Origin of the sequence: Vibrio sp. 2017_1457_13 (assembly GCF_030851525.1) — a bacterium.
Classification (GTDB): domain Bacteria; phylum Pseudomonadota; class Gammaproteobacteria; order Enterobacterales; family Vibrionaceae; genus Vibrio; species Vibrio metschnikovii.
Map to the genome: position 1 here is coordinate 172319 of NZ_VHTA01000008.1, position 12440 is coordinate 184758.

The 12440-nt window shown below is 45.0% G+C and carries 20 protein-coding genes; 16 read left to right on the plus strand and 4 right to left on the minus strand.

What is annotated here, in order from left to right; genetic code table 11:
* From rpsN to rplQ, 14 genes are all read left to right on the plus strand, one after another.
* Window positions 1-306 (plus strand): 30S ribosomal protein S14, encoded by a 306-nt coding sequence (rpsN, locus tag FKN88_RS12980; RefSeq protein WP_004394535.1) that lies wholly within the window; start codon window positions 1-3, stop codon window positions 304-306.
* Between the two features lie 29 nt (window positions 307-335).
* Window positions 336-728 (plus strand): 30S ribosomal protein S8, encoded by a 393-nt coding sequence (rpsH, locus tag FKN88_RS12985; protein WP_004394536.1) that lies wholly within the window; start codon window positions 336-338, stop codon window positions 726-728.
* Window positions 729-744: 16 nt separating this feature from the next.
* Window positions 745-1278: a 50S ribosomal protein L6 gene (gene rplF / locus FKN88_RS12990; RefSeq protein WP_004394537.1), complete on the plus strand. Its 534-nt coding sequence runs from the start codon at window positions 745-747 to the stop codon at window positions 1276-1278.
* 9 nt (window positions 1279-1287) lie between these two features.
* Window positions 1288-1641 (plus strand): 50S ribosomal protein L18, encoded by a 354-nt coding sequence (gene rplR, locus FKN88_RS12995; RefSeq protein WP_004394538.1) that lies wholly within the window; start codon window positions 1288-1290, stop codon window positions 1639-1641.
* A 14-nt stretch (window positions 1642-1655) separates the two neighbouring features.
* A complete protein-coding gene (gene rpsE / locus FKN88_RS13000; RefSeq protein WP_004394539.1) occupies window positions 1656-2159 on the plus strand; it encodes a 30S ribosomal protein S5 in 504 nt (167 codons plus the stop codon).
* 6 nt (window positions 2160-2165) lie between these two features.
* The gene (gene rpmD / locus FKN88_RS13005) at window positions 2166-2342 is read left to right on the plus strand and encodes a 50S ribosomal protein L30 (protein WP_000201159.1); all 177 of its coding nucleotides are present in this window, start codon (window positions 2166-2168) and stop codon (window positions 2340-2342) included.
* Window positions 2343-2347: 5 nt separating this feature from the next.
* A complete protein-coding gene (rplO, locus tag FKN88_RS13010; RefSeq protein WP_004394540.1) occupies window positions 2348-2782 on the plus strand; it encodes a 50S ribosomal protein L15 in 435 nt (144 codons plus the stop codon).
* A 20-nt stretch (window positions 2783-2802) separates the two neighbouring features.
* Window positions 2803-4137 carry a preprotein translocase subunit SecY gene (gene secY, locus FKN88_RS13015; RefSeq protein ID WP_004394541.1) on the plus strand — a complete coding sequence of 445 codons (1335 nt, stop codon included), beginning with the start codon at window positions 2803-2805 and terminating at the stop codon, window positions 4135-4137.
* A gap of 38 nt (window positions 4138-4175) precedes the next feature.
* On the plus strand, window positions 4176-4289 hold the full coding sequence (gene rpmJ, locus FKN88_RS13020; protein ID WP_000868186.1) for a 50S ribosomal protein L36: 114 nt from the start codon (window positions 4176-4178) through the stop codon (window positions 4287-4289).
* 149 nt (window positions 4290-4438) lie between these two features.
* Window positions 4439-4795 (plus strand): 30S ribosomal protein S13, encoded by a 357-nt coding sequence (rpsM, locus tag FKN88_RS13025; protein WP_004394544.1) that lies wholly within the window; start codon window positions 4439-4441, stop codon window positions 4793-4795.
* Window positions 4796-4814: 19 nt separating this feature from the next.
* A complete protein-coding gene (rpsK, locus tag FKN88_RS13030) occupies window positions 4815-5204 on the plus strand; it encodes a 30S ribosomal protein S11 (RefSeq protein WP_001118870.1) in 390 nt (129 codons plus the stop codon).
* Between the two features lie 27 nt (window positions 5205-5231).
* Window positions 5232-5852, plus strand: a complete 621-nt coding sequence (gene rpsD / locus FKN88_RS13035; RefSeq protein ID WP_040903976.1) for a 30S ribosomal protein S4 — start codon at window positions 5232-5234, stop codon at window positions 5850-5852.
* 24 nt (window positions 5853-5876) lie between these two features.
* Window positions 5877-6869 carry a DNA-directed RNA polymerase subunit alpha gene (locus FKN88_RS13040; RefSeq protein ID WP_004394549.1) on the plus strand — a complete coding sequence of 331 codons (993 nt, stop codon included), beginning with the start codon at window positions 5877-5879 and terminating at the stop codon, window positions 6867-6869.
* A 26-nt stretch (window positions 6870-6895) separates the two neighbouring features.
* Window positions 6896-7282: a 50S ribosomal protein L17 gene (gene rplQ, locus FKN88_RS13045; RefSeq protein WP_001216361.1), complete on the plus strand. Its 387-nt coding sequence runs from the start codon at window positions 6896-6898 to the stop codon at window positions 7280-7282.
* Window positions 7283-7433: 151 nt separating this feature from the next.
* Here the strand turns inward: rplQ and FKN88_RS13050 are convergent, their stop codons facing one another.
* Window positions 7434-7925, minus strand: coding sequence for a DUF2780 domain-containing protein (locus tag FKN88_RS13050; protein WP_154170020.1), 492 nt, complete (start codon window positions 7923-7925; stop codon window positions 7434-7436).
* Window positions 7926-8104: 179 nt separating this feature from the next.
* Entirely contained in the window at window positions 8105-8725 is a 621-nt protein-coding gene (locus tag FKN88_RS13055) for an FKBP-type peptidyl-prolyl cis-trans isomerase (protein WP_072670429.1), read from the minus strand.
* A 230-nt stretch (window positions 8726-8955) separates the two neighbouring features.
* On the opposite strand from FKN88_RS13055, the gene FKN88_RS13060 reads away from it, so the two are divergent.
* A complete protein-coding gene (locus FKN88_RS13060; protein ID WP_004394552.1) occupies window positions 8956-9582 on the plus strand; it encodes a LysM-like peptidoglycan-binding domain-containing protein in 627 nt (208 codons plus the stop codon).
* A gap of 18 nt (window positions 9583-9600) precedes the next feature.
* On the opposite strand, the gene FKN88_RS13065 is transcribed toward FKN88_RS13060, so the two are convergent.
* Window positions 9601-10053, minus strand: a complete 453-nt coding sequence (locus FKN88_RS13065; protein WP_040903979.1) for a GNAT family N-acetyltransferase — start codon at window positions 10051-10053, stop codon at window positions 9601-9603.
* A gap of 299 nt (window positions 10054-10352) precedes the next feature.
* On the opposite strand from FKN88_RS13065, the gene dbpA reads away from it, so the two are divergent.
* Window positions 10353-11738, plus strand: coding sequence for an ATP-dependent RNA helicase DbpA (gene dbpA, locus FKN88_RS13070; protein WP_158144645.1), 1386 nt, complete (start codon window positions 10353-10355; stop codon window positions 11736-11738).
* A gap of 33 nt (window positions 11739-11771) precedes the next feature.
* Here the strand turns inward: dbpA and FKN88_RS13075 are convergent, their stop codons facing one another.
* A complete protein-coding gene (locus FKN88_RS13075; protein WP_040903982.1) occupies window positions 11772-12347 on the minus strand; it encodes a Crp/Fnr family transcriptional regulator in 576 nt (191 codons plus the stop codon).
* Between the last annotated feature and the right edge of the window lie 93 nt (window positions 12348-12440).

Genomic DNA, 12440 nt, shown 5'->3' on the forward strand with positions numbered 1-12440 from the left:
ATGGCTAAACAATCAATGAAAGCACGTGAAGTAAAACGTGCCAAGCTAGTAGTTCAGTACGCAGAAAAGCGTGCAACACTTAAAGCTATCATCAGCGATGTAAACGCATCTGAAGAAGATCGTTGGAATGCAGTTCTTAAACTGCAATCACTTCCACGTGATTCGAGTGCATCACGTAAGCGCAACCGTTGCAACCAAACTGGTCGTCCACACGGTTTCCTACGTAAATTCGGTCTGAGCCGTATTAAAGTTCGTGAAGCTTGCATGAAAGGCGAGATTCCTGGACTTCGTAAGGCCAGCTGGTAATTGCCACTTAATCATTTGGAGTAAAGTTTATGAGCATGCAAGATCCGATTTCGGATATGCTGACCCGTATTCGTAACGGTCAGGCAGCAAACAAAGTTGCTGTTAAAATGCCTTCTTCAAAGCTTAAAGTTGCAATTGCTGCACTACTTAAAGCTGAAGGTTATATCGCAGACTTCGCTGTTGAAGGCGAAGCAAAACCTGAGCTAGAAGTTACTCTTAAGTACTTCCAAGCTAAACCAGTAATCGAGCAAATCAAGCGCGTGTCTCGTCCAGGTCTTCGTGTTTATAAGAAGAAAGACGAACTACCATCAGTGATGGGCGGTCTTGGTGTTGCTGTTGTTTCCACTTCCAAGGGTCTCATGTCAGACCGCGCTGCACGTAAAGCAGGTCTTGGCGGTGAAATCATTTGCTACGTAGCTTAATAAATAGGAGTAGAACATGTCTCGTGTTGCTAAAGCACCTGTCGCTATTCCAGCTGGCGTAGAGGTGAAACTAAACGGCCAAGAGATCACGGTTAAAGGTCCTAAAGGTGAACTATCTCGTGTAGTTCATACTGGCGTCGTGATCGCACAGGAAGAAAACAACCTAACGTTCGGTCCTCGTGAGGGAATCGCAAACGCTTGGGCTCAAGCAGGTACTGCTCGTGCTCTAGTGAACAATATGGTTGTTGGTGTTACTGAAGGCTTTACTAAGAAGCTCGTTCTTAAGGGTGTAGGTTACCGTGCTGCTATGAAAGGCAACGCTGTAGGTCTAACTCTAGGCTTCTCTCACCCAGTTGAGCACGAGTTGCCAGCGGGTGTTAAAGCCGAATGTCCAAGCCAAACTGAAATTGTCCTAACTGGTTGTGATAAGCAAGAAGTTGGTCAAGTTGCGGCTGACATTCGTTCTTACCGCGCGCCTGAGCCTTATAAAGGTAAAGGTATTCGTTACGCAGATGAAAATGTGCGTACTAAAGAAGCTAAGAAGAAGTAAGGTAACACTATGGATAAGAAAGCATCTCGCATCCGTCGTGCTACACGCGCACGTCGTAAGATTGCAGAACTGGGTGCAACTCGCCTAGTAGTACACCGTACTCCTCGTCACGTGTACGCTCAAGTGATTGCAGCTAATGGCTCTGAGGTTATCGCCGCAGCTTCTACTGTAGAAAAAGCGATCCGTGAGCAAGTGAAGAATACTGGTAACATCGATGCAGCAAAAGCAGTAGGTAAAACTGTTGCTGAGCGTGCGCTTGAAAAAGGCGTATCGTCAGTTGCGTTTGATCGTTCTGGTTTCCAATACCACGGTCGAGTAGCCGCGCTAGCAGAATCTGCTCGCGAAGCTGGTCTGAAATTCTAAGGTAGGGTTGGAAGATGGCTAAAGAACAACAAGTTCAAGCGAATGATTTGCAAGAAAAATTAATCGCAGTTAACCGTGTTTCTAAAACGGTTAAAGGTGGTCGAATCATGAGCTTCACTGCACTAACAGTTGTTGGTGACGGTAATGGTCGTGTAGGTTTCGGTTACGGCAAAGCACGTGAAGTACCTGCAGCGATTCAAAAAGCAATGGAAAAAGCGCGTCGTAACATGTTTACTATCGCACTTAACGAAGGCACTCTTCACCATCCAGTGAAAGGTCGCCACTCGGGCTCTAAAGTTTACATGCAGCCAGCTGCAGAAGGTACAGGTGTTATCGCCGGTGGTGCGATGCGTGCTGTACTTGAAGTTGCCGGTGTACATAACGTTCTATCTAAAGCATACGGTTCTACGAACCCTATCAACATCGTTCGTGCTACGATCGATGCTCTAGTAGATGTTAAGTCACCAGAAATGGTTGCAGCTAAACGTGGTCTAACTGTTGAAGCGATTTCGGAGTAAGAACACATGGCAACGATTAAAGTAACTCAAACTAAAAGCTCAATTGGTCGCCTACCAAAGCATAAAGCTACTTTGCGCGGTTTAGGTCTTCGTAAAATCAACCATACAGTAGAACTTGAAGATACACCGTGTGTACGCGGTATGATCAACAAGGTTTACTACATGGTTAAAGTTGAGGAGTAATCAGAATGCATTTGAATACTCTATCGCCGGCTGCGGGTTCTAAGCCTTCTAAGAAGCGTTTAGGTCGTGGTATCGGTTCTGGCCTTGGTAAAACTGGTGGCCGTGGTCACAAAGGTCAAAAGTCACGTTCTGGCGGCGGTGTTCGTCCAGGTTTTGAAGGCGGTCAGATGCCTCTGAAACAACGTCTACCTAAATTCGGTTTCACTTCTCGTAAGAGCCTTGTGACTGCTGAAATTCGTCTAGCTGAGCTAGCGAAAGTAACGGGTGATGTTATTGATCTAAACAGCTTGAAAGCAGCAAACCTTGTAACGAAGAATATTGAATTCGTTAAAGTTGTTCTTTCTGGCGAGATCAATAAAGCAGTGACTGTTAAAGGTCTACGCGTGACTAAAGGCGCTAAAGCTGCAATCGAAGCTGCAGGCGGTAAAATCGAGGAATAATCTCGAGGATTGAGGTACAGATGGCTAAGAAACCAGGACAAGATTTTCGTAGTGCTCAGAGCGGCTTAGGTGAGTTAAAGTCGCGCTTATTATTCGTAATTGGTGCACTTTTAGTATTCCGAGCGGGCTCTTTTGTGCCGATTCCTGGTATTGACGCTGCTGTACTTGCCGATTTGTTCGAACAGCAAAAAGGTACCATCATAGAAATGTTTAACATGTTCTCTGGTGGTGCTCTTGAGCGTGCATCTATATTAGCACTGGGCATCATGCCGTATATTTCGGCGTCAATTGTTGTCCAGTTGCTAACTGTAGTTCATCCAGCGTTAGCCGAGCTCAAAAAAGAGGGTGAAGCAGGCCGTCGTAAGATAAGCCAATATACACGCTACGGCACGCTTGTACTTGCAACATTCCAAGCGATAGGTATTGCAACAGGCCTACCAAACATGGTCAACAATCTGGTTGTTATTGACCAAACCATGTTTACCCTGATTGCGACCGTGAGTTTAGTAACCGGTACCATGTTTTTGATGTGGTTAGGTGAACAGATTACAGAGCGAGGGATTGGGAATGGTATCTCCATTCTTATATTTGCAGGTATTGTTGCTGGATTGCCATCGGCAATAGGACATACTATCGAGCAAGCGCGTCAAGGTGAACTGCATGTGCTTCTTCTGTTGTTGATTGCGGTATTAGCTTTTGCTGTTATCTACTTTGTTGTTTTCATGGAGCGTGGTCAACGTCGTATCGTTGTTAACTACGCAAAACGTCAACAAGGTCGTAAAGTTTTTGCAGCGCAAAGTACTCACTTGCCATTAAAAATCAATATGGCTGGTGTTATACCTGCAATTTTTGCATCAAGCATTATTTTGTTCCCAGGAACACTCGCTCAGTGGTTTGGTCAAAATGGTGAGAGCCAATGGTTCGGTTGGTTAACCGACGTATCATTAGCGCTTAGCCCTGGTCAACCATTGTATGTAATGCTTTATGCCGCAGCGATTATTTTCTTCTGTTTCTTTTATACGGCGTTGGTTTTCAACCCACGTGAAACAGCTGATAACCTGAAGAAGTCAGGTGCATTCGTACCCGGTATCCGCCCAGGCGAACAGACAGCAAGATACATTGATAAAGTAATGACTCGTTTAACCCTAGCCGGTGCGTTATACATTACCTTTATCTGTCTGATCCCTGAGTTCATGATGGTCGCGTGGAACGTACGTTTCTACTTCGGCGGTACATCATTACTGATTGTAGTAGTGGTTATTATGGACTTTATGGCACAGGTACAGACTCATTTGATGTCAAATCAATATGACTCTGTGTTGAAAAAGGCAAATTTAAAAGGCTATGGCCGCTAATACGGTCGCCATTTAAGTTAGATTTACGGAGTTTAGCAATGAAAGTTCGTGCTTCCGTTAAAAAAATCTGCCGTAACTGTAAAGTTATCAAGCGTAACGGTGTCGTTCGCGTGATTTGCAGTGAGCCAAAGCACAAGCAGCGCCAAGGCTAATAAGCAGAAATTTTTACTTGAAAATTAAAGGGTGGTCGAGTATATTTCTCGGCCTACCTTTTGCGTGCAAAAGAAGTAGTATCCCGCAGCGTATCCTCGACGGGCTTTGCTGCGGATAATTCTTTTATAGAAAGTACTAGGAGTGAATAGTGGCCCGTATAGCAGGCATTAACATTCCTGATCAAAAGCATGCTGTGATCGCATTAACTGCAATCTACGGCATCGGTAAAACCCGTTCAAAAGCTATCCTAGCTGACGTGGGTATTGCTGAAAGTGTTAAGATCAGTGAACTAACTGAAGAGCAGATCGATCAACTGCGTGATGGTGTAGCTAAATACACTGTAGAGGGTGATCTTCGTCGTGAAGTTTCCATGAACATCAAGCGTCTTATGGACCTTGGTTGTTACCGTGGTCTTCGTCATCGTCGCAGTCTACCACTACGTGGACAGCGTACTAAAACCAACGCTCGCACCCGCAAGGGTCCGCGTAAGCCGATCAAGAAATAATCGGGAAGGGTAGAGTACAATGGCTAAACAACCAACTCGCGCACGTAAGCGTGTACGCAAGCAAGTTGCTGATGGCGTAGCGCATATCCACGCATCTTTCAACAACACAATCGTAACCATCACTGACCGTCAAGGTAACGCATTAGCTTGGGCTACTGCTGGTGGTTCAGGTTTCCGCGGTTCTCGTAAATCAACACCGTTTGCTGCACAGGTTGCTGCTGAACGTTGTGCTGAAATGGCTAAAGAATATGGCCTAAAGAACCTAGAGGTTATGGTTAAGGGTCCAGGTCCAGGTCGTGAATCTACAGTTCGCGCACTGAATGCTGCTGGTTTCCGTATCACAAACATCGTTGATGCGACACCAATCCCTCATAACGGTTGTCGTCCACCTAAGAAACGTCGCGTTTAACGTTTCTGGGAACATTGGAGAAAGATCATGGCAAGATATTTGGGTCCTAAGCTGAAGCTTAGCCGCCGCGAAGGTACTGACTTGTTCCTTAAGTCAGGCGTTCGTGCGATTGATACCAAGTGTAAAATTGATAACGCACCAGGTGTACACGGCGCTCGTCGCGGTCGTCTATCTGAGTATGGCGTTCAGCTTCGTGAGAAGCAAAAAGTTCGTCGTATCTATGGCGTTCTAGAAAAACAATTCCGTAACTACTACAAAGAAGCTGCTCGCCTAAAAGGTAACACAGGTGAAAACTTACTTCAGCTTCTTGAAGGCCGTTTGGACAACGTAGTTTACCGTATGGGTTTTGGTGCGACTCGCGCTGAAGCTCGTCAGCTAGTTAGCCATAAAGCTATCCTAGTAAACGGTAGCGTTGTAAACGTACCTTCTTTCAATGTTGCGGCTAACGACGTTGTTGCAATCCGTGAGAAAGCGAAAAAGCAATCTCGCATTAAAGCAGCTCTAGAAGTTGCAGAACAACGCGAAAAACCAACTTGGATTGAAGTAGATGCAAGCCAGATGGAAGGTACATTCAAGCGTAAGCCTGAACGTTCAGACCTATCTGCTGACATCAACGAACAATTGATCGTCGAGCTTTACTCTAAGTAAGGTTTAAACTAAAGAGAGGACACAATGCAGGGTTCTGTAACAGAATTTCTTAAGCCACGTCTTGTTGATATCGAACAGGTCAGCACGACACACGCAAAAGTAACTCTTGAGCCATTAGAGCGTGGTTTCGGCCATACTCTTGGTAATGCACTTCGCCGAATTCTTTTATCATCTATGCCGGGTTGTGCCGTAACAGAGGTAGAAATTGAAGGCGTACTTCATGAGTACAGTACCAAAGAAGGTGTACAAGAAGATATCCTTGAGATTCTTCTTAACCTGAAAGGACTGGCTGTTCGCTTAGGCGAAAATAAAGATGAAGTGTTCATTACATTAAATAAATCAGGCTCGGGCCCTGTGGTTGCAGGTGACATCACCCATGATGGTGATGTAGAGATCGTAAACCCTGAACACGTTATTTGTCATCTCACTGATGACAACGCTGAGATCGCTATGCGTATCAAAGTAGAACGTGGACGTGGTTATGTTCCTGCTTCTGCTCGTATTCATACTGAAGAAGATGAACGTCCAATCGGTCGTTTGCTTGTCGACGCAACATTCAGCCCAGTAGACAAAATTGCCTACTCTGTTGATGCTGCTCGTGTTGAGCAACGTACAGACTTAGACAAACTCGTCATCGATATGGAAACGAACGGTACTCTAGAACCTGAGGAAGCTATCCGCCGTGCAGCAACGATTCTTGCTGAACAGTTGGATGCGTTCGTAGATCTTCGTGATGTACGCGTTCCTGAGGAGAAGGAAGAGAAGCCAGAATTCGATCCGATCCTACTGCGTCCTGTAGACGATCTTGAACTAACAGTTCGCTCTGCTAACTGTTTGAAAGCAGAAGCGATTCACTACATCGGTGATCTAGTACAGCGCACTGAGGTTGAGCTACTGAAAACGCCTAACCTTGGTAAGAAATCTCTTACTGAGATTAAAGACGTGCTTGCATCACGTGGTCTTTCTCTGGGCATGCGCCTAGAAAACTGGCCGCCAGCGTCAATCGCTGAAGATTAATCGATATTAGTTAGAAGGATTTGGTCATGCGCCATCGTAAGAGTGGTCGTCAACTCAACCGCAACAGCAGTCATCGCAAAGCGATGTTCAGCAACATGGCTAGCTCTTTAGTACGTCATGAAGTTATCAAGACTACTTTGCCAAAAGCGAAAGAGCTGCGTCGCGTCGTTGAGCCTTTGATTACACTAGCTAAGACTGACAGTGTTGCTAACCGTCGTCTTGCATTTGCACGTACTCGTGATAACGAAGTTGTTGCAAAACTATTTAACGAATTAGGTCCACGTTTTGCTGCACGTCAAGGTGGCTACACTCGTATTCTTAAGTGTGGTTTCCGTGCTGGCGATAAAGCTCCAATGGCTTACATTGAGCTTGTTGACCGCCCAGAAGTAGCTGTTGAAGCTGCTGCTGAGTAATCAGTTCGCGAATAAAAGGCCGAGCATTAGCTCGGCTTTTTTATTACCCTATCGGGGTATCTTATCTATAGCTCACGTCAAACATAATCTTGTCTTCCGATCCTCTGCTTGGATTTTCTTTGTCCTTTAATATTGGACCGTTCTCTTGTTGTTATTTCCAGAGACCTTGCAACGCACCAACTAAACTGCTTCCAGCGCCCTGACTTGTTAAATACTGAATAATAATTGGTGTAAATTGTCCGATCATATTGGCATCCAAACCTAATTGGTTAAAGACATGAGTAACGTCGCTGAGATTAGCCATCCTTGCTGGCGATAAACCGGTTGTCGATAAGCCTAATTGAGTGAGTTGCTCAAGATTAGGGATTAATCCGTTAAGTTCAGTTTGATGTTGATCCGCTAATTGATTCTCGGCGAGGGCTAATAATGCTGCTATTCCACCACCAGCCTGTTGGTCTGAGATTGGAAGTTGACTTTTTACTTGGTTAATCAGTGTGGTATGTTGCTTGGTTTCCAATAAGCCACTACCAACTAATGTGGCTAGGTCTTGATTTGATTGTCCACCAATTTTGATAAAAGCCATGCTAGGTGTACTACTGAGTAGCGTTGAGATCAGTAGTGTACGGAATAAGGTTTTGTTCATGGGGGGATAGGCTCCTAAAATGCTATTGATCACTTTTTGTCGTAAATAGAGGTTATGTGTCTGAACAGTGTAGCAAACCTATGATGACTGATTCATCTCTGGCGATTAATCTCAGAAAATTCGTATAAAAAAAGCGGTGCATTGCACCGCTTAACAATAGAATAGCGTATTAATGATGATTAAAGAATATCGAGCAATTCTACTTCAAACACGAGTGCGGCAAAGGGTGGAATTGCTGCGCCAGCGCCACGTTCACCGTATGCGAGATCATGTGGAATATACAGTTTCCACTTTGAGCCTACAGGCATCAATTGTAGGGCTTCGACCCAGCCTTTAATAACGCCAGTTACAGGGAACTCTGCAGGCTGGCCACGAGAAACTGAACTATCAAAAACGGTACCATCCGTCAGCTCACCATGATAATGGACACGGACAGATTTATCAGACGTCGGAATTTCACCAGAACCTTGAGTGATCACTTCATACTGTAAGCCTGAGTCAAGCACGGTAACTTCTGAGCGTAGAGCATTATCTTTAAGGAACGTTTCACCTTCTGCAGCAGCGACTTTAGCGGCCGCTTGCATTGCTTCTTCAGCACGCATATGCATCGCTTGTAAGGCTTGGTTAATTTCGTCGATTTCAATTGCCGGCATATCACCGACAAGCGCTGTCGCGATACCAGCAGCAATGGCATCCACATTTAGCCCTTCAAGGCCGCTGCCCGCTAGTTGTTGGCCCATTTGTAGACCAATACCGTAGCTGGCTTTTTGTTCTACGGTTTCAAATTTTACGTCAGACATACACGTCACTCTTTGTCACAAAAAGAAAGCCCACAGAATACCAGCTTCAGCGCTATGATGAAATGCTTGACGAAGATTCATGTTATAAAGGTGCCAAGGTGTGATTCAGATCGAGACTTCAAGCTTTAATCTTCAAGATTGTGTCAACCTTTGGTTGAAGCAGGGTCATGCTCTATACTCTTAGCGCATGAGTTTTTATACTGTACCAAGTCAATGAAGGGCGGATAAAAATGAATCGTCGACACAGAAAAAAGCAACAGCCCCATTCTCTGGGGAAAATTAAACAACAATGGTTGCATCAGTGGGCGGCTATTGATTGGCGATCTTATGCTAAGCGGCTGGCTCAGTATCCTATCTGGTTACGTCTTAAGCTTCTTTGGGGGCAACTGCCTGTTTATCATCAACGCGGCTTAATGGTTTTGATTCCGGTTGTGATCTTGTTGTTATTTTTCCCTTCCTCACCGAAACAGGATGCTCCAACTCGTACTCCCGCACCAGCCAGTACTCGAGTCTCGATTGCTCTTAATACCCAAGGTTTAAGTGAACAAAGCGTCGAGCAACCTACAGCGGTGACTATCTCTGCGACCCCTCAGGAAAAGGTATGGCAAGAATATATTATTAAGCAAGGGGATACTTTGTCACAGGTGTTTAGAAGCAACAACTTGCCCTTAGCTGATCTTAATGCGTTAGTGAGAATTGAAGGTAGTGATAAGCCCTTGAGTCAAATACAGCAAGGGCAACGGATCCGTTTTAAGTTAGCCGCAGATGGGCAACTGGATATTTTACAGTTAGAACGTAATAATCAGTCAGTGATGTTTTTCCGATTATCGGATGGCGGTTTTGGGCGCAGTCAATAATCGAGAGTGATAAACACGCTACTTAACCAGCTTCATATCGATGTGAGGAATACCATCTTCTAAGTAGACAGCAGAGGTTGGTTGGAAACCATAGCTCTGATAAAAATTCTCTAGATAATGCTGTGCACCGATTTCTATGTCCTTATCTGGCCATTGATGTTGGCACTCGACCAATGCTTGATCTAGCAATTGACGTCCAAGGCCGTTTCCCCTTGCTTGTTGTTGGGTGGCGACTCTGCCAATACTTGCAGAAGGGTAGCTGATTCCCGGAGCGAGTAGTCTTGCATAAGCAATCAAGGATTGATCTTGATAGCCTAACAAATGCCATACGTCAGACTGAATATCTTTATCATCGAGTTCCGGATAAGCGCAGGCTTGTTCGACGACAAACACATCCACTCGCAGTTTGAGTAATTCATACAATTGTTGAGTGGTTAAACCCGTAAAGGGAAGGCATTGCCAAGTGATCATCGTGAGCTTCCTTTGAAAATGAAAACTTGACTCTAGCAAGCTTAACAACAGGATTCATTAACAAAGGTTAATATTGATGAAGAATTTCACCGCTATCCCCTTTCTACTTGAAGCTGCGGGGTGTTGGCTACGTTCGTTCACCCCAATCATAGAGTCTTTCTATGTTCATGGAGATGAACTCACTTGCCGCCCATCTGCAACTCCACGTTGTTTGGGTATAGATCATTAAAGATTCACTAGCCACACGAGGTTAAATAACGATAATAGACGTTTAATTTCGTCTAACCAAAGGACGCCCCTTGAGTAATTGTGCATTTTCGACCGTACCACTAAAACCTGAACTACTTTCTAACCTTGAGACGTTGGGATACACCCAAATGACTCCCATTCAGGCATTAAGTTTACCGACCATTTTAGCGGGCAGGGACGTTATCGGCCAAGGAAAGACAGGCTCAGGGAAAACGGCCGCTTTTGGATTAGGCGTTTTATCCAATCTTGATGTCAAACGCTTTCGCGTGCAAGCGCTAGTGCTCTGTCCTACTCGTGAGTTAGCCGATCAAGTGGCGACTGAAATCCGTACGTTAGGTCGCGCTATCCATAATATTAAAATTCTCACCTTGTGCGGTGGTATGCCGATGGGGCCGCAAATCGGTTCATTAGAGCATGGCGCGCATATTCTGGTTGGCACACCAGGACGTATTTTGGATCATCTTGAAAAAGGACGGATTGATCTTTCCGAGCTGAACACTTTAGTACTCGATGAAGCAGATCGAATGTTGGAGATGGGCTTTCAAGATGCATTAGATGCGATTATTGCTCAAGCGCCAACAGTCAGACAAACCTTACTATTCAGTGCCACTTTTCCTGCACAAATCAAGCAGGTGGCTGAGCGGATCATGCGTAATCCGGAAATGGTTAAAGTTGAATCTACCCATAGCTCAACCACAATTAAACAATACTTTTATAAACTTGAAGGTGCGGAGGCGCGAGATAAAGCGTTAGCCCAGTTGTTATTGCATCATCAACCAGAATCAGCGGTGGTATTTTGTAATACCAAAAAGGAAGTGACTCATGTTGCCGAGCAGTTAAAGCATAAAGGGTTCAGTGTGATTGAGCTACACGGTGATTTAGAGCAGCGCGATCGTGACCAAGCCTTGGTGCAGTTTGCCAATAAAAGTATCTCGATTTTGGTCGCTACCGATGTGGCCGCTCGTGGACTGGATGTCGATAACTTAGATGCCGTGTTTAACTTTGAGTTGTCCCGCGATCCTGAAGTGCATGTGCATCGTATTGGTCGTACGGGGCGCGCTGGTAGTCAAGGATTAGCGATCAGTTTCTTTAGCGACAATGAGATGCATCGCGTGGCGATGATTGATGAATACATGGATATGCCGATTGAGCCAGCTCAATTGCCAGACATGAGTGGACAGAATGCCGCGCCTTATCAAGCGAATATGGTGACGATCCAGATCGATGGTGGTAAAAAACAAAAAGTTCGTCCAGGTGATATTTTAGGCGCTTTAACCAGTGATGATGGGATCGATGGCCAGTTCGTCGGTAAGATTAATGTTTTGCCGATGCGCGCTTATGTTGCCGTGCATAAGTCGGTGGCTAAACGAGCGTTGCAGAAAATGGAAACCGGGAAAATGAAAGGCCGCCAATTTCGCGCTCGTTTATTGAAATAAAGCCGCCCTGCGGTGTTGCGACAAGGCCAGCGTTTAATCGCTGGCTTTTGCGTTTATGCGGGCTTTAATTCGACTTAAGCTGATGGGAGTGATCCCTAAGTAGGCGGCAATCTGACCATTGGTCAACTGTTTTTTAAGGGCTGAAAAATGGTCATTAAAAAGTTGATAACGTTCTTCGGGGCTATAAAGCAGCATAAAGCGTTCTTTATTTTCTTTATGCATCAACTGAGTTTCCAGTAGTTTGAGGTAGAGAGAGTGACGAGTTGCGCGCCAAGAATGTAAGATGTGGATCGGCAATTCAATTAAACGCACCGGGGTTAACGTTTCTAATAAATAGGGAGAAGCTTGATGCTTGATGAGACTTTCAAAACCAATTACCCAGTCTTGAGCCCAATAAAATTCTTTACTGAACGACTTACCTTGCTCGGTTAGATAGCAAGCATGACACACGCCCTCTAACACGAAATAGATCTGTTGGGGGATGTCGCCTTGGTGAATTAAAATATGTCGCGTCGGTAGTTCAAGTGGTTGGCTGCATGAAATTAATTGATTGATCTCATGTGGTTCAAATCCATCACTTGAGAGTTGTTGTTCAAACTCGACATACATATCAGGCTGTCCAATTGAAATAAGAAATTGATATCGCCATATTACCTGAAATTGTAGCGGTATTGGTTAGCTTCGTTCGCTCAATGACATCGT

Excerpts from the sequence above, each read along its gene's own strand:
- rpsN (WP_004394535.1), top strand. The coding sequence starts at position 1 with ATGGCTAAACAATCAATGAAAGCACGTGAAGTAAAACGTGCCAAGCTA.
- rpsH (WP_004394536.1), top strand. The coding sequence starts at position 336 with ATGAGCATGCAAGATCCGATTTCGGATATGCTGACCCGTATTCGTAAC.
- rplF (WP_004394537.1), top strand. The coding sequence starts at position 745 with ATGTCTCGTGTTGCTAAAGCACCTGTCGCTATTCCAGCTGGCGTAGAG.
- rplR (WP_004394538.1), top strand. The coding sequence starts at position 1,288 with ATGGATAAGAAAGCATCTCGCATCCGTCGTGCTACACGCGCACGTCGT.
- rpsE (WP_004394539.1), top strand. The coding sequence starts at position 1,656 with ATGGCTAAAGAACAACAAGTTCAAGCGAATGATTTGCAAGAAAAATTA.
- rpmD (WP_000201159.1), top strand. The coding sequence starts at position 2,166 with ATGGCAACGATTAAAGTAACTCAAACTAAAAGCTCAATTGGTCGCCTA.
- rplO (WP_004394540.1), top strand. The coding sequence starts at position 2,348 with ATGCATTTGAATACTCTATCGCCGGCTGCGGGTTCTAAGCCTTCTAAG.
- secY (WP_004394541.1), top strand. The coding sequence starts at position 2,803 with ATGGCTAAGAAACCAGGACAAGATTTTCGTAGTGCTCAGAGCGGCTTA.
- rpmJ (WP_000868186.1), top strand. The coding sequence starts at position 4,176 with ATGAAAGTTCGTGCTTCCGTTAAAAAAATCTGCCGTAACTGTAAAGTT.
- rpsK (WP_001118870.1), top strand. The coding sequence starts at position 4,815 with ATGGCTAAACAACCAACTCGCGCACGTAAGCGTGTACGCAAGCAAGTT.
- rpsD (WP_040903976.1), top strand. The coding sequence starts at position 5,232 with ATGGCAAGATATTTGGGTCCTAAGCTGAAGCTTAGCCGCCGCGAAGGT.
- FKN88_RS13040 (WP_004394549.1), top strand. The coding sequence starts at position 5,877 with ATGCAGGGTTCTGTAACAGAATTTCTTAAGCCACGTCTTGTTGATATC.
- rplQ (WP_001216361.1), top strand. The coding sequence starts at position 6,896 with ATGCGCCATCGTAAGAGTGGTCGTCAACTCAACCGCAACAGCAGTCAT.
- FKN88_RS13050 (WP_154170020.1), bottom strand. The coding sequence starts at position 7,925 with ATGAACAAAACCTTATTCCGTACACTACTGATCTCAACGCTACTCAGT.
- FKN88_RS13055 (WP_072670429.1), bottom strand. The coding sequence starts at position 8,725 with ATGTCTGACGTAAAATTTGAAACCGTAGAACAAAAAGCCAGCTACGGT.
- FKN88_RS13060 (WP_004394552.1), top strand. The coding sequence starts at position 8,956 with ATGAATCGTCGACACAGAAAAAAGCAACAGCCCCATTCTCTGGGGAAA.
- FKN88_RS13065 (WP_040903979.1), bottom strand. The coding sequence starts at position 10,053 with ATGATCACTTGGCAATGCCTTCCCTTTACGGGTTTAACCACTCAACAA.
- FKN88_RS13075 (WP_040903982.1), bottom strand. The coding sequence starts at position 12,347 with ATGTATGTCGAGTTTGAACAACAACTCTCAAGTGATGGATTTGAACCA.